We start from the raw sequence: 21,004 nt of genomic DNA, 5'->3' as shown, positions 1-21,004 counted from the left end.
CCCGCGATACCGGCGGCGCCGAAGTGCGTAACCGGAGATTCATGTCCAGTTGTGCGCCGAAGTAATCAACGGGCAGGTACGGAACGCCGTTTCCTGTCGGCGCGACTTCGCCCGTGGTGGCCGGGCAACGCCCTGACAGGGCCCGAAGAGGGCTGATTGAAGCACGAATGCGTGGCCCTGCTCCATGTAATCCATGTCACTTTACGTTCTTCTTGAACCATTCGGGGGATCAAAGTTAGAGATACATCCATCGATGTGATCGCTGCTCAACTGCCCGCCGAAATCAGTGGATTCGGAAACTGCTGTCTGTGGTAGACATCCGCGACGGTGCGTAAAGGAGCTGACCGACCCGTCCCCCCACGACCGCTCCCACCCCCCGGTGCCCCGAACCTCTCCTCCTGGACCAGGCCGCACACCCCCCGGCCCTGCGTCCCCTCAGTGACGCGCGCACGTACGCCCATGCCGCGAACCGTCCCCACCCACCGACAACATCGACAGTGAGGGAAGTACCGTGCCGGCACACCAGAAGCTGTACCTTCGCCCGTCCGTGGTCGCTCAGCCCCTGCTGCACCGCTGGTACGCGTGGCCCTATCTCCTGGCACCCCACACCGGCGCCCTCAACCTGCGGGACCGCCTCCTGCCCATCGTGGACAGCTACCTGAAGGCCCCGCACATCCACGAGTCGGTCATCGCGGACCCCCACCGCTACGGCGCGCCCTTCCTCGACCCGCAGGGCGCCTCCCACGACGACATCCAGGCCGTCCGCGAGACCATGGCCAAGGACGGCCAGGCCAGGCTGCGGCTCGCCGACGACATCGACGAACTCCGCGCGCTGCTGGGGGAGAAGGCCCTCGGCGGACCGATGGAGCCCCTCTACCCCCTGGTCCCCGACTCGCTCCGCGGGCGCGTCGAGCTCGTCTACGACACCGCTCACCGGCCCACGTTCCGCTTCTTCGAGTCGCTGATGTACACCTCCCCGGCCTACGAGCGCCACGGCCAGTGCGTCTCCCTCACCGCCGCGCCGAGCCCCCAGCCCTTCGTGTACAGCAGCCCGGTCCTTCCCCGCCCCGACCGCCTGGACATCGACCTGCCCTTCGACTCCCCGCTGTGGGACGAACTGTTCGCGGCGCGCCTCGATCCGGTCGACGTCCCGCTCCTCGCGGAGCGCCTCGGTGTCGCCGACGCCGAACTCCCCGCCTTCGCCGCGCTCTTCCACGAGATCCCGCCGACGCCCCACACCCCGCCCCCGCCCGACGAGGTCAGGGTGCGCTACCTCAACCACGCGTCCGTGCTCATCGAGACCGGGGGCGCCTCCGTCCTCCTCGACCCCCTCCTCGGCTACGCCGGCGACGGCCACGAGCACTACACCATCGAGGATCTCCCGCGGCACATCGACGCCGTCGTCATCAGCCACTTCCACTCCGACCACTTCTCCCTGGAGACCCTCCTCCAACTCCGCGCCCGCATCGGCACGATCGTCGTCCCCCGTGCCTCGGGCGGCTCGCTGGCCGACCCCAGCCTGAAGACGATGCTGCAAGCCCTCGGCTTCGGCGACGTGCGGGAGCTGTCCGAACTGGAGACCTACCGCATAGCCGACCAGGCCGAGGTCACCGCCCTGCCCTTCGTGGGCGAACACGCGGACCTCGACATCCGCACCAAGATGGTGCCTCTCGTCCGGGCCGGCGGCCGCAGGCTGCTCTTCGCCACCGACATCACGCCGCTCGAACCCGCGCTGTACGACAACATCCCCGGCCTCGCCGAGACACCGCTCGACGCGCTCTTCATCGGCCTCGAATGCGTCGGAGCCCCCCTCAACTGGCTGTACGGGCCGCTCCTCGAGAAGAAGCTGTCCCGCGAGCACAACGCGGGCCGCCGGCTCAAGGGCAGCAACGCCGCCCAGGCCGACCAGCTCGCCAAGCAGCTCAACGCCCGCCACGTCTACGCCTACGCCATGGGCCTCGAACCCTGGCTCAAGCACCTCACCGGCTCCGAATACGACCCGGAGGCCGAGCCCGTCCAGCAGGCCGGCGTCCTCACCGAGCTCAGCGCGGAACGCGGCATCACCGCCGAACTGCTCCGCGACCGGGGCGAGCGCACCTGGCCCGTCGTCACACCGGCGGCGCCGTAACCCTCGGGGCCCCGCTCCGTCCCTCCCCGCTGTGCCCGTCGCGAATCCCCTTGGGTGGTGCGTACATGCAGAGCAACGCCGGGCGCGGCAGCGCGCCGCTGCGCCGCTTCGGTCCACCGAGTACGAAGCCGAGCACGAATCCGGGTGTGAACCCGAGCACGAATCCGGGTGTGAACCCGAGGACGAATCCGAGCACGGACCCGAGTCCCGGCGCGGGCGACGGGGCCCGCGCCGCCCTGGTCTGCTTCCCGTGCGCGGGCGGGGGAGCGACCGGCTTCGCCTCCTGGCGCCGGCTGCTCCCCGACGAGCTCGATCTCTACGCCCACGTGGGACCGGGGCGTGAGGAGCGCGGCCGGGAGACGCCGCTCAGTTCCGTGGACGAGCTGATGGACGACGTGCTGCCGAGCGTGCTCGCACTCCCGGACCCGCTGGTCCTGGTCGGGCACAGCTTCGGCGCCGTCCTGGCCTGCGAACTGACACACCGGCTGACGCTGGCGGGGCGCCCGCCGACGCGGCTGGTGGTCCTGGCGGCGGCCGCCCCCGGGACGACGCGGATGGAGCGGCCCGTGGACGACCACGAGATCGAACTGGTCTGGAAGCGGCTCGGCGCCGATCCCGCCGGGCTCAGCCGGCCCGGGTTCCGCGAATGGCTCTTCCCGGTGCTGCGCGCGGACTTCACCGCCCAGGTGGACTACCGGCCGCCGTCCGCGCAGCCGTACATCACCACCCCGGTCACGGTGATGTACGGGGACGAGGACCCCGTGGTGACGGCCGAGGAGGCGGAGACCTGGCGGGCGCTCTGCGCGGGACCGTTCGAGGTCGTACGGATACCGGGCGGCCACTTCTTTCCCCAGACGGCACGGGCCGCGACGACCGGCGCACTCGTCCGTGCTCTCGACCGTTAGGGCGCACCGATCTTCGGGTGTTTGGGCGTAGGACCGTACTGCCGGAATGACGCCGAAGAATGAATTAAAGGCCCCCTTGATCACCCGTTCGGTGGGGGCTAGGCTACGCGAGTCGAGAATTCACGACAATTCCGCAGGGGGACGTTTGTCCACGAACCGTGACGATCCGAAGACCCTGACTTTCCTTTTTGAGGAATGTGCCAGAAACGTCCCGGGAAACATTGCCCTGGAATTCGAAGGCGAATTCTTGAGCTACGGCGAACTCAACCGCCGCGCCAACAGACTGGCACACCACCTGCGGGAGACCGGCGGAGTCCGGCCGGACGACCGGGTGGCGCTCCTGGTCAGGCACCCGCCGGACGTGATCATCGCCGAACTGGCCGTCCTCAAGGCAGGCGGCGCCTATGTCCCCCTCGATCCCGACAATCCGCCGGGCGTGACGCAGCGGATCATCGAGGACGTGGCGCCGAGGGCGATGGTGATCGAATCGTCGGCGGCGGCCGGAGCGGTGTTCTTCGACGGTGAACTCTTCGTCATCGACGTCATGACCGACACACTCGAAACCCCCGAATCCGACCCCGAACCGGTGGCCACGCCGTCCGACCTGGCGTATGTGATCTATACGTCGGGAACGACCGGGACACCCAAGGGCATAGCCGTCGAACACCACGCGATCGTCAATACTCTGACGTGGCGCAATTCTTACTACGGTTTCGGCACGGACGCCGTGAATCTGGCAATTCCGCGGCCGTCCTTCGACAGCTCCGTGGCGGACACCTTCTGCTCCCTGACCACCGGTACGCGCCTGGTCCTGCCCCGCAGGGACCGCATCACCGACCGGCGCTATCTGACCGGTCTCATGGAGAGCGCGGGCGTCACCCACTTCCTGATCACTCCCGTGCTGTACAAGCGCCTCCTGGGAGCCATGGACGCCCAGCGGCTGCGGAGCCTGCGGTGCGTGACGGTCGCCGGGGAGTGGTTCACGTCGAGCCTGACGAAGGAGCATTACCGACGGCTCCCCGAGGTAGGCCTGTTCAACGAGTACGGCCCCTCGGAGAACGCGGTCTGCTCCACGGTCCACCCCCTCGCCGCCACCGACGAGAGCGTGCTCATCGGCAAGCCGGTCGACCACACCGAGGCGTTCGTCCTCGACGAGGACGGAGCGCCCGTGGAACCGGGCGGGACCGGGGAGCTCCACCTCGCCGGAGCGCGCCTGGCCCGCGGGTACCTGGGCAATCCGGAGCTGACCGCGGAGCGGTTCTTCACGCCGTCCGGGCCCCCGGCCGCGGGGAAGCGCGTGTACCGGACCGGGGACATCGTCCGCCTGCTGGAGAGCGGCGACCTCCAGTTCATCGAGCGCCGTGACGGCCAGGTGAAGATCCGCGGCCGGCGGGTGGAACTGGGCCATGTGGCCACGGTCCTCTCCAAGGACCCCGCGGTCGGCCACGTCCACCTCATGCGGCACGGCACGGAGTCCGGCACACCGCTCCTGGTGGCCTTCGTCCAGGGCCCCACGGCCCGGGACCTCGACCGGCTGACCGCGCTGGCCCAGGACGACCTGCCGGAGTACATGGTGCCCTCGGCGTTCATCCCGGTCGACACCGTGCCGCTCACCGGCCACGGCAAGGTCGACGAAGCGGCCCTGGCCGCGCTGTACGAGGAGGCCACCGGCCGGCGCGGCGCCGGTCCCGAACCGGCGACGGAGACGGAGGCCGTCCTCCTGGAAATCTGGCAGAAGCTGTTCGCACCCCTGCGCATCGGTCTGGACGACGACTTCTTCGACCTCGGCGGAGACTCCCTCAGCGTGATGGATCTCGTATCCGGCGTGGAGGAGCGGCTCGGCGTCCAGCTGGACAACTCGGCTGTCTACACGGACCGGACCATACGGAGTCTGGCCCTCACCATCCAGAACCGACGGATCAACGAGGCGGGTACATCTTGAGCGGCAAGCGTGGTACGGATTCCACATTCACCGGTGTCGACTACGACGTGGTCATCGCGGGCGGGGGGCTGGCCGGGCTGTGTCTGGCCAAGCAGCTCAGGGACGCGTATCCGGCGCTGTCGGTGCTGGTGTGCGAGCGCGAGCGGTCACCGATCCCGCTGTCGGCGTTCAAGGTGGGTGAGTCGTCGGTCGAGGTGGGGGCGTACTACTTCGCCGAGGTGATCGGTCTGCGCGACTACCTGGAGGAGTTCCAGCTGGAGAAGCTGGGCCTGCGCTATTTCTACGGGGACGGCGAGGCACTGCACCAGGAGTCGGAGTTCGGGGTGAACCGGTTCCTGCCGGCGAAGTCCTATCAGCTGAACCGGGGCTCGCTGGAGGAGCATCTGCGGGTGGTCGCGCAGGGCGCGGGCGCCGAGCTGACGCAGGGTGTGAAGGTCTCGGACATCGAGCTGGGGGAGGGGGAGGCACCGCACCGGGTGACGTACCAGCCCGTGGCCGAGGGCGAGGGGGAACCGGTGTCGGTGACCTGCCGCTGGGTGGTGGACGCCACGGGCAGGCACCGGCTGTTGCAGCGCAAGCTGGACCTGACGAAGCGGTATCCGCGGCCGCACAACTCGGTGTGGTTCCGTCTGGAGGGGCGTCTTGACACCGACGAGGTGGTCGCCGAGGAGCACACGGCCTGGCACGAGCGGATAAGTGAGCCGCGCTGGAACTCCACCAACCACTTCATGTTCGAGGGCGGTTGGGTGTGGGCGATTCCGCTGGCCCCGGATCACACCAGTGTGGGGATCGTGGTCAGCGATGACCTGCACCCGGTGACGAAGTTCAACCGGATCGAGAAGGCCATCGACTTCGTGGTGGAGCGGGTGCCGGGGTTCGATCCGGCCATTCGCGAGCTGCCGGTGCTGGATTTCCGGGTGCTGAAGAACTACAGCCACTCGTCGCAGCAGGTGTTCTCGGCTGACCGCTGGGCGTGTGTGGGAGATGCCGCGGTCTTCGCCGATCCCTACTATTCGGTCGGTTCGAACCTGATCGGATACGCGAACAGTTTCGTGACGGAGATGATCGGGCGGGACTCGGCGGAATCGTTCGACGAGGGCTTCGTGCGGTACGCCAACCGCTGGTTCCTGTCGTTGGCCGAGGGGCTGACGATGAACATCCAGGGCTCGTACGTCTTCCACGACAACGCGGTGATCATGTCGCTGAAGACGGTGTGGGACTACTACGTGGGCTGGGCGTTCTCCGACCCCCAGTTCTACGGCAGGACGTTCCTGGACGAGTCGGCGAGTACGACGCTGAGCGCGCTGGGCGCGCACGCGGTGGCGACGCAGGGCACCATCATGAATCTGTTCCAGAGCTGGGCGCGGCGCTATCGCGGGGTGTTCGCGTTCGACTACATCGACTATTACGACGATCTGCCGACGCTGGCGCGGCTGTTCACCCAGAACCTGCCCAGCGCTGGGACGCCGGACTTCGGCACGGTCCTGACCAGTGTGCGCGATGGTCTGGAGCGGATCGAGGAGCTGGCTCACGTCATCTTCTACCTGGCGCTGGAGGACGCGCTGCCCGAGCGCCTTGAGGAGATCCGCGGCCGGGGCTGGCTCAATGTGGCGGCTCTGAGCCTGGAACCCGAACGCTGGGAGAAGGACGGCCTGTTCACGCCCAAGAGCCGGCCCCGCCTGGACGAGGTCAAGGCCCTCGAAGAGGAGATGCGCGGGCTCTACCGGGTCCCCGCGGCGGTCGCGCGGTAGCCAGGGGGCGGCCCGGCAGTGCGCGAGCAGTGCCCGGGGAAAGGCGGTCGGGGCCGGGCCCCGCCGCCCTCCCTCCGCTCGGAGTGTCCTGCGTCCGGCGGCCGCCGCGTCACCGGCGTATGGGCTCTCGGCGGTCGAACAGGGTGAACTTGCGCACCTGACCAGGGAGTTCAAGCCGAACGCCGAGGAAAGGTGTTGCGGGCCGCCCATGGCTGTCGTAGCGTCAACGGCATTCAGTGCCTGGTGCGTCGGAGTCGGTCGAAGCGGGGGCGGCCCCCATGTCGCCACCGCACAGCGGCGCTCCCCAGAGCAGCCCATCCCCCCATCCCAGTCCAGCAGCCGGTGCAACCCCGACTTGCGTCCACCCGGCCGGAAACGCCTCCCGAAGGGCTCATCGCGTTGCGTCACTCATCGTCATCGGCCGATTCGATCTACCCGCGGCCGTTGGAGGCCTACGGTTGGACCCCCGAACTCAACGACCACTTCGCCTCGCTGGCCGACGCCTCGTGCGTGCCCGGCCGGGTCACCCGGGTCGACCGGGGCCGCTGCGACGTCGTGATCGTCGACGGTGACTCCGACGTCACCGTCGTCCACGCCGACACCGGCCCCGTCGCCGACTCCGACCCGACGAAGATGCCCTGTACGGGCGACTGGGTGGGCGTCTCGATCAGCGCCGCCGGCACGTTCGTCAAGGCGCTCCTGCCGCGGCGCACGGCCATGGTCCGCTCCAGCGCGTCGCAGCGCTCGGAGGGCCAGGTGCTCGCGGCCAACGTCGACACCGTCGGCGTCGTCGTGGCCCTGGACACCGAGCCCGACCTCGGCCGCATCGAGCGCTTCCTCGCCCTCGCGTGGGAGAGCGGCGCACAGCCGGTCATGATCCTGACCAAGTCCGACCTCTCGTCGGACGCGGAGAGCGTCCGCGAGACGGTCGAACAGGCCGCGCCCGGAGTGGACGTCCTGGTCGTCAGCGCCACGACCGACGACGGCATGGACATCCTCGCCGCCATGCTGACGGGGACGAGCGTCCTGGTAGGACAGTCCGGCGCGGGCAAGTCCACCATCGCCAACGCACTCCTGGGCGGCTCCGTGATGGAGGTCCAGAAGACCAGGAGCGACGGCAAGGGCCGCCACACCACCACGACCCGGGAGCTGCTGCCCCTGCCGGGCGGCGGCGTGCTGATCGACACGCCCGGTATCCGCGGTGTGGGCATGTACGACGCCTCCGACGGCCTTCAGCAGACGTTCTCGGAGATCGAGGAACTCGCCGAGGAGTGCCGCTTCCGCGACTGCGAGCACGTCGCCGAGCCCGGCTGCGCCGTCGTCCGGGCCATCGAGGACGGCATGCTCCAGCAGCGCCGCCTCGACAGCTACCGCAAGCTGGTCCGCGAGAACCAGTGGATCGCCTCGCGGAGCGACGCCCGGCTGCGTCAGGACCGGCTCAAGGCGCTGAAGGCGCAGGGCAAGGAAGGCATGGCCAACATGATCGCGAAGCGCGGCTGACGCGACGCGACGGCCCGGCCGGCAGCCGGGCGGACGAGTACCCGAGCCACCCGTGATCCGACACGACACAAGTGCATAAGCACCCCGTGGTGTCAGCGGGTGGCTCCGCCATGTCCGCAACCGCACGACGCGTCGCCCGAAGCAGGGCCGCGCCTCGGACGTCGCGCCGAACACCGCGCGGCCCACGGGCTGTTGTCTCCATTGATCCCCGAGCAAGGGAAGGTGCGCATGACGTCCGACTCTGCTGTGCCCGCCACCACTGTCCGCCCGCGACGCCTGGGCCCCGCGCACTCCGCGCGCGCCCGGGCCCGGCTCCTGCTGACCGGGGCCGCCGCCGACGGCCTGGCCAAGGTCTCCGGCGGACGGCCACTGGAGGAACTGGTCGGCCTCACCGCGGCGGCCACGGTGGTGATCGGTTCGGCGGAGCACACCGACGAGCCGGTGGTGGCCGTGTCCGGCCCGTCGGGGCCGGTGCTCTGCGGGATCGGCACGGCGGCACCGGCCACCGTCGCCGACCTGGTCAGGGCCGTCGACGCGGCGCTGCGGTCGGCACCCGCGGCGGACGGCGAGGACGCGGCGCTCGCGGGCGCCGTGCTGGTCCGCTCGGCCCGGGTCGGTACGGCCGCCGCCCCCGCGGCCCGGCGCGACACCATCGAACTGACGCTGGGCGAACCCGGCGCGGACGGTGGCCGTGAGCTCGTGGCCGAGGCCGGTCCCGAGCGCGCCGAGGCATGGTTCCTGGAGGTCCTGCTGCGGTCGGTGGACCGCGTACTGGCCGGATTCACCGACCCCCACGACGCCGTCGCGGACCTGCCGCGGGCCACAGCGGACGACATGGCCGCGGCGACCGATTTCGGCCGGCGCGGCTTCGAACCGGAGGGCGTCACGACGACGCTCATCGCCCCCATCGAGGAAGCGGTCCACGCGTATCCGGACCGCACGGCGGTCGTCGCCGGTGCCCGGACCCTGACGTACCGCGAGTTCTGGCGGGCCACCGAGGCCGTGGCGAACCGGCTGCACGCCTCGGGGATCGGGCGCGGACAGCGGGTGGGCGTGCTCACCGGCAAGTCGGTCCACGCCGTCCCGGCGATCACCGGCACGCTGCTCGCGGGCGCGGCCTATGTGCCGCTGGACCCCCGTTCACCGGCCGCGAGGCTGGCGGAAATCCTCGACGACGCCGCGTGCGGAGCCGTTCTCGTCGCGCCCGACATGCTCCACGCGCTGCCCGACGGGCTCACCGCCCCGGTGATCGACATGGCGGCCGTGACCGGCGGTGACACGGGCGCTCCCGCGGCCGTCGAGCAGGCCGACCCGACCGACCGGACCGACCCGACCGACCGGACCGACCGGACCGACCGGACCGGGCCGCTCCCGGACGACCTCGCGTACGTGGTGTACACCTCGGGATCGACAGGCCGGCCCAAGGGCGTCGAGATCCGGCACCGCGCCATCGCGAGCTACGTGCACTGGAAGCTGCGCAACCACGGCCTCGACCACGACACCCGCGTGCTGCAACTGCCTTCGCTGGCCTTCGACAGCTCGATGGCCGACCTCTTCCCGGTGCTGGCCTCCGGCGGGCTCCTCGTCCTCGCGGACACGCACAGGCTGGTGCCGCGTCAACTGGCCGAGCTGGCGGAACAGCACCGCATCACCCATATGACGACGGTGCCCAGCCTCTACCGGGTCCTGCTGGACGAACTTCCGCGCGCCGCGGGCTCCTTGCGCGCCATCACGGTCGCGGGCGAGGCCACCACGCCCGACCTGGTGCGCCGTCACCATGAGCTGCTCGCCGGGGTCAGGCTGATCAACGAATACGGCCCTACGGAGTGCTCGGTCGGCGCGACCGCGTTCGACCACGGCATCGACGCCGGGCCAGGCGTGCCGATCGGGTGGCCCATCAGCAACACCGTCGCCACCGTGACCGGTGCCGACGGCCGCGCACTGCCGGCCGGTTTCGTCGGGGAGCTCAGGCTGGCGGGGCACGGCCTGGCGGACGGATACCGGGACCGTCCCGAGCTGACGGCGCGGGCGTTCGTCGCCGACCCCGAGGCGCCGGGTGGCCGCCGCTACCGCACCGGGGACCTCGTCTGGTGGCGCCCCGACGGCATGCTGGAGTTCGCCGGGCGGGCCGACGACCAGGTGAAGATCCGCGGCCACCGGGTGGAGCAGGGCGAAGTGGAGAGCGTGCTCGGGGTGCTGCCGGGAGTCCTGCAAGCGGCCGTCGCCGTGGTGAACGGCCCCGACGGCGCGCCGGCGCTGGCCGCCTGGATGAAGGCCGTGGACACCACCGTGGAGGAGATTCGGGCACGGGCCGGTACCGCACTGCCGCCCGCGATGGTCCCGACGTCCATCACTCTCGTCGACGAGCTGCCGCGGATGGTGAGCGGCAAGATCGACCGGGGCGCCCTGATCCGTCTGGCAGAGACGAGCCCGGCTTCGGACTCGGCCACGGCTCCGGCTCCGGAGCAAGTGCCCCCGGGTGGCGAGGGCTTGGAGGCGGCGGTCGCGAGCATCTTCGAGGAAGTCCTCGCCTCCGGCCCCATCGGCCCCGACGTCGACTTCTTCGACGAGGGCGGGCACAGCCTGCTCGCCATCTCGGTCCTCGACGCCATCGAGAAGCGGCTGGGCGTGAGCGTGGACCTGGGCGACTTCTTCCTGACGCCCACGGTCGGCGAGGTCGCCGAACTGGTCCGCAAGGCCGATCCGGAATCCGGACGGTAGTCCGGAACCCGGACGGTCACCACGCCCGTGCACGGCTACGGCCCCGGCCCACAAGGGCCGGGGCCGTCCCGGTGCGCGGAGCCGTCCGCTAGCCGATCAGACGGGAGCCGACGGATCTACGCATGGCGGCGGACCTGCGCAGATCGTGGGTGACGTTGACACGCTTGAGCCAGCGGTCCGTGCCGTCGTAGCGCGCCTGGAAGGCGGTACGGCTGTGCACCACCCGGTGGTTGTTCATGAAGACGCAACTGCCCGGCTCAAGGGCGCAGTCCGTCAGGTTGGCGTCCAGCAGCTCGGAGGCCGCGGCGAAGGCGCGGACGGCCTCGGGGTCCTCCGGCGGCGCCGACATGTGCGTCGCGTCGAAGCACAGCAGGGGATGGGCCCGGGAGCCGGTCAGCACGGGCACCGGGCCGAGCCCGTCGATGAGCCGCGCGATGTTCTCGAAGACCATCCGGTCCTCCTCGGTGCGCACCGTGTTGTTCTCCGGCAGGTGGGACTTGTCGGGGACGATGTGGAAACGGCTCTGGAAGAGGACGTCGAGGACGTCGGCGGGCAGTACGGAGAAGTCCGCCTCCGCGACGGTCACCGGCACGGAGTCCGGATTGCGGAGCGCCGAGAGGATGATGTAGTCGGCGCGGTACGGGTGGAAGGCGTCCTCGGTGTGCAGGGTCAGCGGTGTCCTGCTGCCCGTGCCGAGCAGCTCGTGCTCGTACTCGCGCACCGGGAAGACGTCGTTGACCAGGTGCCCGTCCTGCTGGGTGGCCCAGCCGAAGGGTTCGCCGAGCAGCGCACCGTAGAGCAGGACGAGTATCTCCTCGGGCAGCTCGTGGTGGACCCGCTCCTCGTCCTTCCAGTGTGCCGGGGTGGGGCCGATCCGCTCGTCGTCCACCAGGTGCCCGCTCACCGCGCAGAAGCCGCGGGCCTGGTCCAGGGAGAACGCCCGCAGGAAACGCCGGACGCGGACCGGCAGGCCGTCGGTGAGCAACGGAAGTTCCTGGAGCAGCCGTTCGTCGTCGGCCGCCACGTACTGCTCGGACAGCCGCAGCGTCAGTTCGACGGTCTGCCGGGCCTCGGCCTCGGTCAGCCGCAGCTCCGTCACGGTCTCGGGCTTGATGGACGTCGTCATGGTTCATCTCCTCATGGGCGGGGCGAGGGTTCGGGTCAGGCGTCGAACTGGAAGCCGCCGAAGGACCGGTGCGCCGGTGCCGTCTCGGGTACGGGTTCCGTGGGGTCCCCCAGCAGGCGTGCCACCTCGTCGCCGAGCCGCTGGACCATCCGCTCGGCGGTGTCCGCGGCGTAGCGAAGGGCGTCGTACTGGAGCGTCAGCCGCATCCCGTGCGCGTGCTCCACGCACTGGAAGGACAGCTCGAACATGCCGACGCGCAACGGGGTCGGCCCGCCGCGCAGCGCGATGCCGTCCGGCGGGCGCGGGCCGGTGTCGATGCGGGGGTAGAGCGCCACCCAGACGTCGAAGAACGGCATCCGTCCGGGGGAGCGGGGCGGGTCGAGCGCCGCGACGAGTCCGTCGAAGGTCACGTCGCTGTGGTCCACGGCGTCCATCGTGCGCCGCGCGACGTGCTGTACGAGGTCGTCCGCGGACATCTCGTCCCGCACGTTCAGGCGGAGCGGGACCGTCGCGATGTGGAAGCCCACCGCGTCCTGGGCGCCGAGCCTGGCCCTGCGGTCCACGGCTGTGCCCAGGCAGATGTCCGCGCTGCCGGTGAGCCCGGCCAGGGTGCGCGCGACGGCGGCGGCCAGCGGGACGAACGGGCCCGCGTGGTGGTGCCTGCCCAGGTCAGTCAGCCGCCGCAGGACGTCCGGGCCGATCTCCCGCGCCGCGATGCCGGTCGTGCTGCCGGCCGGTTCCGTCCGCGGACCGCGCACGGGCAGCGGCAGCGGCGCCGGGGGCGGCTGGAGCACGCTCCGCCAGTGGTCCAGAGCGGCCCGCGGATCGGCGGGGCGGGCCGCGGGCGTCCCCTCCGCGGGTTCGCCGCCCGGCGGCCGCCCCGCGTCCGACGCCGGGTCCGCGTAGGCCGCCACGAGCTGGTCGGCGAGGATCTCCAGGCTGCGCCCGTCGCACACGAGGTGGTCCGCGAGCAGCAGCAGCGACCAGCGGTCGCCGGGGCGCAGGAACACCGTGGCCCGTACGAGCGGCCCCGTCGCCGGGTCGAACGGCACAGCGACCCGCTCGTCCACGCACGCGGCGAAGCGCTCCTCGCCCGGGTCCTGCCCCCGCAGGTCGGCCACCTCCAACGCCGGCACGTCATCGGTGACCACGGCCCGCGGCTCCCCGTGGGCCTCGACGAAGACGGTCCGCAGCGCCCGGTGGCGCCGGGCGAGGACGACCAGCGCGGCCGCGAGCCTGTCGGCGTCCAGGGGCCCGTCGCCCTCAAGGAGGCAGGGCACCGTGTACGCGCCGGAGTCGCCGTCAGCGCGCTGCCGTTCGAGCCACAGCCAGCGCGTCGCCGCGGACACCTCGGTGCCGGGGAGCGGGTCGGCGGGCCGCTTCCGCGGTACGGCGGGACCGGCGGGTTCCGCGCCCCCGGGGCCGAGTTCGGCCAGCCGGATTGCGAGGAGTCCGGGCGTGGCCGACTCGAAGATGTCCCGCACACGGACCCGTACGGGGAAGGCGTCCTCCACGGCCACGGCGAGGGCCAGGGCGGACAGGCTGTGCCCGCCGGCGAGGAAGAAGTCGGTGTCCGGGGTGACGTGGTCGAGTTCGAGGGCCTCGGCGAAGAGCACGCAGAGCCGCTGCGTCGGATCGAGGTCGGTCACGGCCGTGCCACCCCCGTGTGCCGATGGGCGGTGTCAGAAGTCATAGCGGGTGTCACTCCAGACGGGGCCGGGGGCGGACGGGTTCGGGGCCGGGCTCGCGGCCGGTGGCGGGGGACAGGGCGGCGGTACGGTCGGCTCGGTCGGCGGTACGGTCGGACCGGCCGTCAGTCCGCGCAGCACGGCGGCCACGTGATCGGCGTAGGCACCGGCCTCCGCCTCGTCGAGCAGGTTGTCGTCGTAGGTGAGGTCGAGGTGCAGCTCATCGCCCTTGACGCGTGCGTACAGCCACAGGTCGCTGGTGGCGGGCAGATCGTCCGCCAGAAGGTCCTCGACGATCTGGCTCTCGGGCCGCAGCGCCGCGTTCTCCCAGCTCACGCCCAGGTCGAGCAGCAGACTTCGGCCCGGCCGCGCGCGCAGGGCGAGGCGTTCCGCGAGGACGTCGAACGGCAGCCGCGCGTGCTCGTACGCCTCGACGATCCCGCGCTGCACCCGGGGCAGCAGCTCCGCGCCGGTCACCGTGTCGTCCAAAGTGACCCGTAGCGGCACCGCGTTGACCAGGTAGCCGATCAACTGGTCCGCCTCCGGCCGGTCACGGAGCCCCGCTGCGAAACCGAGGACGAGGTCGGTGGCCCGGGTGTGGTGCCGCACGGTGAGGGCGAACGCGGTCACCACCTGCGCGAACGGCGTCGCCGCCGTGGCGCGGAGCAGGGCCGCGGGCACGGTCCTGTGCACCAGAGCGGTCCGGCCCCTGCGGCTGCGGCGCCGGGCGGGGTCCACCGGATCGGGACTCTCCGCGAGGCCGCGCAGCCGCTCCCGCCAGAACGCCACCTCACGCTCCGCCTCGGGCCCGGCCAGCCACTCCCGCTCCTCGCGCACCCACTCCTGGTAGGTGTACGTGAGCGGGGGCAGCCGGGGCGGTTCACCCGCCACCGCCTGCTCGTACGCGGTGAAGAGGTCGCGCAGCAGCACGTCGACGCTCGCGCCGTCGTAGATCAGATGGTGCGCGGTGACGGTGAGCAGATCACCGCCGACGACTCCCGTGAGCAGCCGCAGTTCGAACAGCGGCGCCCGGTCGAGGGCGAAGCCGGTCCGCCGGGCGTCCCGCAGCGCGGCGGCGGCCTCCGGGCCCGAGGGGTCCGCACCCGGCAGCTCCACGACGACCAGCGGCACACCGTCCGGCAACCGGTCGAGGACGGTCAGCTCCGCCTCCGTCCCCCGGGGCCGGACCTGCGCACGCAGCATGTCCTGCCGCTCGACGACCGCACCGAGGGCGCCGCGGAGCGCGTCGGCGTCGATCCGGCGGCCCAGCCGTACGAGGTCGGAGATGACGAAGGTCTCCGAACCCGCCCGCCGTGACGTCAGCCAGACGCGGCGCTGGGCCCGGGACAGCGGCAGGAACCCGTCGTCCGCGGACCCGCCCGCGGGGCGCCGCTCCGCCTCGGGCTCGGCGCGCCGCCCGGCCGTCGCCGCGGTGAGCGCGGCCACGCTCGGGAAGGCGAAGACGGTGCGCACCTTGACCCGCAGGGCGTGGGCGATGCGCGCGGCGGCCAGGCTGTGCCCGCCCAGCGTGAACAGGTTGGCGTCCGGATCCGTGACCGGACGCTCAAGGACCCGCGACCACACGTCCGCGACATGCCGCTCGGCCTCCGTGAACGGCTGGGCCCCGGCGGGCGGGTCGGCGGCGGACAGCGCCTCCTCCGGTGCCGGGAGCGCCCCGCGGTCGAGCTTGCCGCCCGCGGCCACGGGGAGGGCGGGCAGGCGCACGAAGGCGGCGGGCACCATGTACGCGGGCAGCCGCTGGGCGAGGTGCCGCCGCAGGTCCGCCGGGTCCGCATCCCCGACCACGTAGGCCACCAGGCGCGCTTCGCCGTCGGGTCCGGGCGCGGGGAGCACGGCGGCGTTGCGCAGGCCGGGGGCTTCGGCGAGGACGGCGGCCACCTCGTTCGGCTCGACGCGGTTGCCCCGGATCTTCAGCTGGTCGTCGGCCCGGCCGAGGTACTCCAGACGCCCGTCGGGCAGCCGCCTGGCCAGGTCGCCGGTGCGGTACACGCGCTCCCCGGGACGCACCGCGCCGGTCACGAAGCGGGCGGCGGTCAGCTCCGCGTCGCCGAGGTAGCCGCGGGCCAGGCCTGCCCCGCCGACGCACAGTTCCCCCGGGGCGCCGAGCGGCACCAGCTCGCCCCGGTCGTCGAGGAGGTCCACCCACTTGCCCGGCAGCGGGCGGCCGATCGAGGCGTCGCCGGAAGCCGTCGGGGACCGCGTGTCCGGCGTACCGGGGTCGCCGTCCGGGCCCGCGGGCTCCACCAGCTCCACCGTGGTCAGCACGCTGTCCTCGGCGGGCCCGTACTCGTTGTACAGCCGCACACCGGGGAGGAGTTCGGCGTGGCGGGCGGCGAGCGCCCGGGTGACCCGCTCCCCGCCGAGGACGATCTCGCGCACCCCGCGGAACGCCGGCCCCACCTCGTCGAGCAGCACCTGGTAGAGGCTCGGCACGAGCAGCACATGGCGGATCGGGTGCTGCCGCACGACCGCGGCCACATCCTCCGGCGTGAGCAACTGGTCGCGGGTGATGATCACCATGGGTGCCCCTGAGGCGAGGGCGCTGAACACGTCGACGATGCCCGCGTCGGCATGGATCGGATCGACCTGGAGGACGGCCCCGTCGGCGCCGAGGCCGTAGTGGTCGACGCGGAACCGTACGGAGTTGACGATGCCGCCGTGTTCCACCATGACGCCCTTGGGCGCCCCGGTGGAGCCGGAGGTGTAGACGACGTACGCGAGATCGGCGTACCCGGCGGCGGCCCGTACTTCCCGAGGCTGGTCACGGACCGGAGCGTCCTGGTCCGCAGCGTCCTCGGGCGCGCCGGCGGTCACCGTGGGGAGTCCCGCCCCGGCCGTCGTCCCCGCGAACTCCGCCGACGCCACGGCGGCGACCGCGCCGCTGTCGCGGAGCACAGCCACCAGCCGGGCCGTCGACTGCTCCGGATCGAGCGGCAGGAACGCCGAACCGGTCTTGAGGACGGCGAGCAGCGCGACCGGCATCCACTCCGAGCGGTCGCAGACCACCGCGACCACGCGGTCGGGACCCGTCGGCGCCACCGCGGCGATCCGGGCCGCGAGAGCGTCGGCCCGGCGGTCCAGCTCGCCGTAGGTCAGGACGCGGTCGCCGCAGACGACGGCCCGCCCCTCGGGCGCGCGCCGCACCTGCGCGAGCACCAGGTCGAGCAGCGTGCCCGCCGTTCGCGGGGCCGGACCGCGCGGGCCCGTCCCCGCCGCCAGGAGCGCGTCGCGCTGGTCGGGCGGCAGCAGCGGGGCGCCGCCGACCGGGACCGAGGGGTCGGTCACCAGCGCGGTCAGGAGGTGGCGCAACTGTCCGGCGACGCGGTCCACGGTCGCCGCGTCCAGGACGTCCTCGCGGTAGGTGATCGCCACCTCGATCGGACGGCCGGGCGCGGGCTCGGTGAAACTGAAGGCGAGGTCGAACCCCTCCGCGCCGCTGTCCAGCCGGATGTGCTCGGCCGCCGGGCCGTCCTCGGAGCCCAACGGGTCGGTGCCGGAGACGGAGGCCTCGACCAGGACGTCGAAGAGCGGATTGCGTCCCATGACCCGCTCGGCCCCCAACGCCTCCACGAGGTGTTCGAAGGGGTACTCCTCGTGGGCGCGGGCCTCCCGCGCGTGCGCCGCGACCGCCGCCACCAGCTCGGCGAAGCCGCGCTCCGGCTCGACCGGTGTGCGCAGCGCCACGGTGTTGACGAAAAGGCCGACGGAATCGGCCAGTTCGGGCTGGTCGCGCCCGGAGACGACCGTGCCGAGGACGATGTCGTCGGCCCCGCTCCAGCGCAGCAGCAGCACACGGACGGCGGCCACCATCGCCGTGAAGGAGGTGGTGCCGAGCTCCCGGCAGAGTTCCTGGACGGCCCGGGTCGTGTCCTCGCCGACGGTCAGCCGCACCGTGCCCGCCGCCGAGCCGCGCTCCTGCGGCCGCCGGCGGTCGAGCGGGAGGTCGACGGCGGGCGCGCCGTCCAGGGTGCGCCGCCAGAACTCCAGGCTCTCCATGTCGTCCCGGCGGGTGTGCTGCCCGAGCGCGTAGGCACCGTACTGGGTGGGGGCAGGCAGCTCCTCCGTGCCGTCGAGGAACCGCAGCAGGTCGCGCAGGATCACCGCGAACGACCAGCCGTCGCAGACGCTGTGGTGGACGGAGAGCAGGAGCGTGCCGCCGGTGTCCCCGTCTCCGTACCCGCCCGCGTCCGCGTCCCCGCCCTCGTCCTCGTCCTCGACGAGCCAGTGGGCGCGCAGCAGGGGGCCGGTGGCCGGATCGAACACGTGGCGCTGCTCGGCGTCGGCGACGCGCCGCAGCAGACCGGCCATGTCCGTGCCCCGCGCCCGGTGGACCCGCAGCTCGGGCCGGGCCCCCTCGGGAGGCAGCACGATCTGCCGCAACCCTTCGGGCTCGGTGCGGAACACGGTGCGCAGGGCCTGGTGCCTGCGCACCGTCCGCTCCAGCGCGGCCGCCACGTCGGCCGCCTCGTGGCAGCCGGGCAGCCGGAAGGCCTCCACCATGTTGTACGGGCGCAGCTCCCCGCCCTCGTACTGTTCGAGGAACCACATCCGGCGCTGGGCGTTGCTCGCGGGGACGGGGCCCGGGGTCTCGGGCCACAGCACCCGGGCGGCGGGGCCCGGCCGCCCTTCGGCCGCGGCGCGCCGCAGCAGCGCGCCGAGCCCCTTGGGGGTGCGGGCGGTGAACACGTCGCGGACGGTGATGACGCCGCCGTCGGCCGCCTCGCCGAGCCGACCGGCGAGGACGGCGGCGGTGAGGCTGTGGCCGCCCGCCGCGAAGAGGTCCTGGTCCCCGGCGCGGGGCGGGGTGCCGAGCACGTCGGCCCAGATGCGCGCGGCGGTACGGTCGGCCTGGTCGACGGGCTGCCACACCTGCCCGTCCAGGCTCGCGAGACGGGCCAGAATGGCCGCGCGGTCGATCTTGCCGTGCAGCGTGACGGGCAGCTCGTCCAGGCGCAGGATGCGGCCCGGGACCATGTAGCCGGGCAGCCGCAGCTCCAACTGCCCCCGGACGTCGGCCGGTGGGAGTTCCTGGTCCGCTGTGTAGACGGCCGCGATGGTGGGCGGCCCCGAGGAGGCCGTGACGGGGAGGACCGTGGCGGCGACGATGCCGGGGACGGCGCTGAGGGCGGCCTCCACCTCGCCCAGTTCGACCCGGTTGCCGTGGATCTGGATCTGGTTGTCCCTGCGGCCCAGGAAGACCAGTTCCCCCTGGTCGTTCCAGCGGCCGAAGTCGCCGGTCCTGAAGGCGCGTACGCCGGGATGCGCGGGCAGCTCGTGGAACCGGCCGGGGCCCGTGGGCTCGTCGTCGAGGTAGCCGCGGGCCACGCCGGGTCCGAGGACGTGGATCTCGCCGGGTACGCCGGGCGGCGCGTGGTCCCCGTGGGGGGTGAGCACGACCACGCCGAACCCTTCCGAGGGCCTGCCGACGGGGACGGTGGTCAGTGCGGGCAGGGCGGACCCGGGGCAGGTGAAGGTGGTCGCCTCGATGGTGGCCTCGGTGGGCCCGTACAGGTTGGCGAAGGTGCCCACACGCAGCCGTTCCGCCAGCCGGGGCAGGAACCCCGCCGGGATCTCGTCGCCGCCGAGAAGGCAGATGCGTACGTCCTCGGCGGCTCCCGCGGGCAGCCCTTCGGCCATGACGGCGAGCAGCGAAGGGACGCAGTTGATGACGTTGACGCGCAGGCGCCGCGTCGTCGCCCAGAACTCCTGCGGCGACAGCGTCTGCGGGGAGTCCATGGGGACCACGCAGCCGCCCGCGGCGAGCGTGGTGAAGATCTGGTACGTCAGGGCGTCGGAGGTCACGGCCGAGAGCAGCGCACACCGGCTCTCCTCGTCGAAACCGACGAGCCGTCCCGAGGCGAGGACCTTGTGGGCGAGCTGGCGGTGGGTGAGCGCCACCGGGCGGGGGAGCCCGGTCGATCCGGAGGTGAAGAAGAGGATGGCTTCGTCGTCGGGGGCCGGTCCGGACGGTGTCCCCGCGCCGGCGGCGGCGTCGGGAGCGGCGCTCAAGGCCCGCGGGGACACCACAGGGACAGCCAGGTCGCCGGGCAGCTCGTCCCGCGCGGAGATGACGCACACCGCGCCGCTCAGACGCAGTTGGCGCGCGACCCGCGCCGGCGGGTGGGAGGGGTCGAGAGGGACGAACGAGGCGCCCGCCCGCAGCACCGCGAGGACCGCGAGGACCAGTTCGGGGCCCTTGGGCAGCAGCAGCGCGACCCGGTCGCCGGGCTTCAGGCCGTGGCCGACGGCGAGCGTCCGCGCGGCGCGCGAGGAGCGCGCCGCGAGGTCCTGGTGGCTCCACACCACGGTGCCGTCGGAGACCGCCTCGCGGTCGGGGAAGCGGGCGGCTGCGTCGTCGACGACGCCGGTGAGCGTCGCGTCGGCGAACTCCGCCACGACGGGCAGGCCCGACCACCGCTCCAACTCGGCGCGCTGGGCCGGGCCGAGGACGTCCAGCTCGGCGACCGCGTGCCGGGGGGAGCGGCCGAGGGCCTCCAGGGCGGCGGCCGCACACCGCAGCAGCGCCGTCGCCGCCACCGGCAGCTCACCGCCCGCCTCGGCGGTCAGGACCAGCCGGCCCGCGGAGCGCCGCAGCGTCAGGCAGAGGCCGACCGGCTGCAACAGCTTGCCGCCCGCCTCCTCGCAGACGACGCCGAGCCGGGCGAGGGCGTGCGCCGCGGGCACCCCGGCGAGCCGCAGCCGGGAGGCGATCTCCTCCCGGTCGTGCCAGGCGAGGGGCAGCGCGGATTCGAGTTCGGCGTGCAGCGACGTCAGGAAGACGGAGGCGGGCGCCGCTCGGTCGAGCGGGGCGCAGAGCGCGAGTTCACGCGGTGCCGTGTCCGCGTCCGCCCCGGGGCCGCCACGGGGGGCGGTGGCGGGTGCGGGGACCAGGACGACGTGCCGGGACTCCTCGTCGAGAGCGGCGAGGGCGAGGCGCGCCGCCGCGACGGTCAGCAGCAGGAGGCCGGTCGGGTCGCCGCCCGTCAGGGCGTCGAGCCGCTCGGTGGCCGAGGGGTCGAGGACGCATTCCGGTGTGCCTCCCGCCGGGGACACGACATCCAGGAAGGGGACTTGGTGGCCGGCCGCCAACCGCGCGAGCCAGGATTCACTCAGGGCATTGTCACTCAGCATTTCGCACGCTCACCCAATATCTTCGATGATTACGACGAACATGACGGCACCGTAAGATCCTGCGCAAGGCAAAGAGATCTTGTCAATGAGC

The 21,004-nt window shown here is 72.4% G+C and carries 9 protein-coding genes; 6 read left to right on the top strand and 3 right to left on the bottom strand.

Annotated elements, in window-relative coordinates; all coding sequences use genetic code 11:
- The first annotated feature begins 547 nt into the window (after positions 1–547).
- The 6 genes from ACZ6JY_RS25500 (at position 548) to ACZ6JY_RS25475 (ending at position 10,947) form a co-directional block, all read left to right on the top strand.
- Positions 548–2,128: an MBL fold metallo-hydrolase gene (locus tag ACZ6JY_RS25500; RefSeq protein WP_469199186.1), complete on the top strand. Its 1,581-nt coding sequence runs from the start codon at positions 548–550 to the stop codon at positions 2,126–2,128.
- A gap of 65 nt (positions 2,129–2,193) precedes the next feature.
- Positions 2,194–3,033, top strand: coding sequence for a thioesterase II family protein (locus ACZ6JY_RS25495; RefSeq protein ID WP_469199184.1), 840 nt, complete (start codon positions 2,194–2,196; stop codon positions 3,031–3,033).
- Between the two features lie 46 nt (positions 3,034–3,079).
- A complete protein-coding gene (locus ACZ6JY_RS25490; RefSeq protein ID WP_469199182.1) occupies positions 3,080–4,975 on the top strand; it encodes a non-ribosomal peptide synthetase in 1,896 nt (631 codons plus the stop codon).
- Positions 4,972–6,726, top strand: a complete 1,755-nt coding sequence (locus tag ACZ6JY_RS25485; protein ID WP_469199181.1) for an NAD(P)/FAD-dependent oxidoreductase — start codon at positions 4,972–4,974, stop codon at positions 6,724–6,726. The genes ACZ6JY_RS25490 and ACZ6JY_RS25485 overlap by 4 nt, the downstream gene beginning before the upstream one ends.
- 444 nt (positions 6,727–7,170) lie before the next feature.
- Positions 7,171–8,226, top strand: a complete 1,056-nt coding sequence (gene rsgA, locus ACZ6JY_RS25480; protein WP_469199179.1) for a ribosome small subunit-dependent GTPase A — start codon at positions 7,171–7,173, stop codon at positions 8,224–8,226.
- 228 nt (positions 8,227–8,454) lie between these two features.
- Complete coding sequence (locus tag ACZ6JY_RS25475; RefSeq protein WP_469199176.1) at positions 8,455–10,947, top strand: non-ribosomal peptide synthetase; 2,493 nt, start codon at positions 8,455–8,457, stop codon at positions 10,945–10,947.
- An 88-nt stretch (positions 10,948–11,035) separates the two neighbouring features.
- On the opposite strand, the gene gntD is transcribed toward ACZ6JY_RS25475, so the two are convergent.
- Genes gntD through ACZ6JY_RS25460 form a run of 3 tightly spaced genes read right to left on the bottom strand, consistent with a single transcriptional unit; the run spans position 11,036 to position 20,913 of the window.
- On the bottom strand, positions 11,036–12,073 hold the full coding sequence (gntD, locus tag ACZ6JY_RS25470) for a guanitoxin biosynthesis L-enduracididine beta-hydroxylase GntD (protein ID WP_469199174.1): 1,038 nt from the start codon (positions 12,071–12,073) through the stop codon (positions 11,036–11,038).
- Positions 12,074–12,108: 35 nt separating this feature from the next.
- The gene (locus ACZ6JY_RS25465; RefSeq protein WP_469199172.1) at positions 12,109–13,722 is read right to left on the bottom strand and encodes a condensation domain-containing protein; all 1,614 of its coding nucleotides are present in this window, start codon (positions 13,720–13,722) and stop codon (positions 12,109–12,111) included.
- Positions 13,723–13,755: 33 nt separating this feature from the next.
- Entirely contained in the window at positions 13,756–20,913 is a 7,158-nt protein-coding gene (locus tag ACZ6JY_RS25460) for an amino acid adenylation domain-containing protein (protein WP_469199170.1), read from the bottom strand.
- Between the last annotated feature and the right edge of the window lie 91 nt (positions 20,914–21,004).

The organism is Streptomyces sp. NPDC046335, from assembly GCF_055587985.1.
Note: the sequence above shows the minus strand (reverse complement) of the source record. Positions and strands in the feature narration are given on the sequence as shown.

Excerpts from the sequence above, each read along its gene's own strand:
- ACZ6JY_RS25495 (WP_469199184.1), top strand. The coding sequence starts at position 2,194 with ATGCAGAGCAACGCCGGGCGCGGCAGCGCGCCGCTGCGCCGCTTCGGT.
- ACZ6JY_RS25490 (WP_469199182.1), top strand. The coding sequence starts at position 3,080 with ATGACGCCGAAGAATGAATTAAAGGCCCCCTTGATCACCCGTTCGGTG.
- ACZ6JY_RS25475 (WP_469199176.1), top strand. The coding sequence starts at position 8,455 with ATGACGTCCGACTCTGCTGTGCCCGCCACCACTGTCCGCCCGCGACGC.
- gntD (WP_469199174.1), bottom strand. The coding sequence starts at position 12,073 with ATGACGACGTCCATCAAGCCCGAGACCGTGACGGAGCTGCGGCTGACC.
- ACZ6JY_RS25460 (WP_469199170.1), bottom strand. The coding sequence starts at position 20,913 with ATGCTGAGTGACAATGCCCTGAGTGAATCCTGGCTCGCGCGGTTGGCG.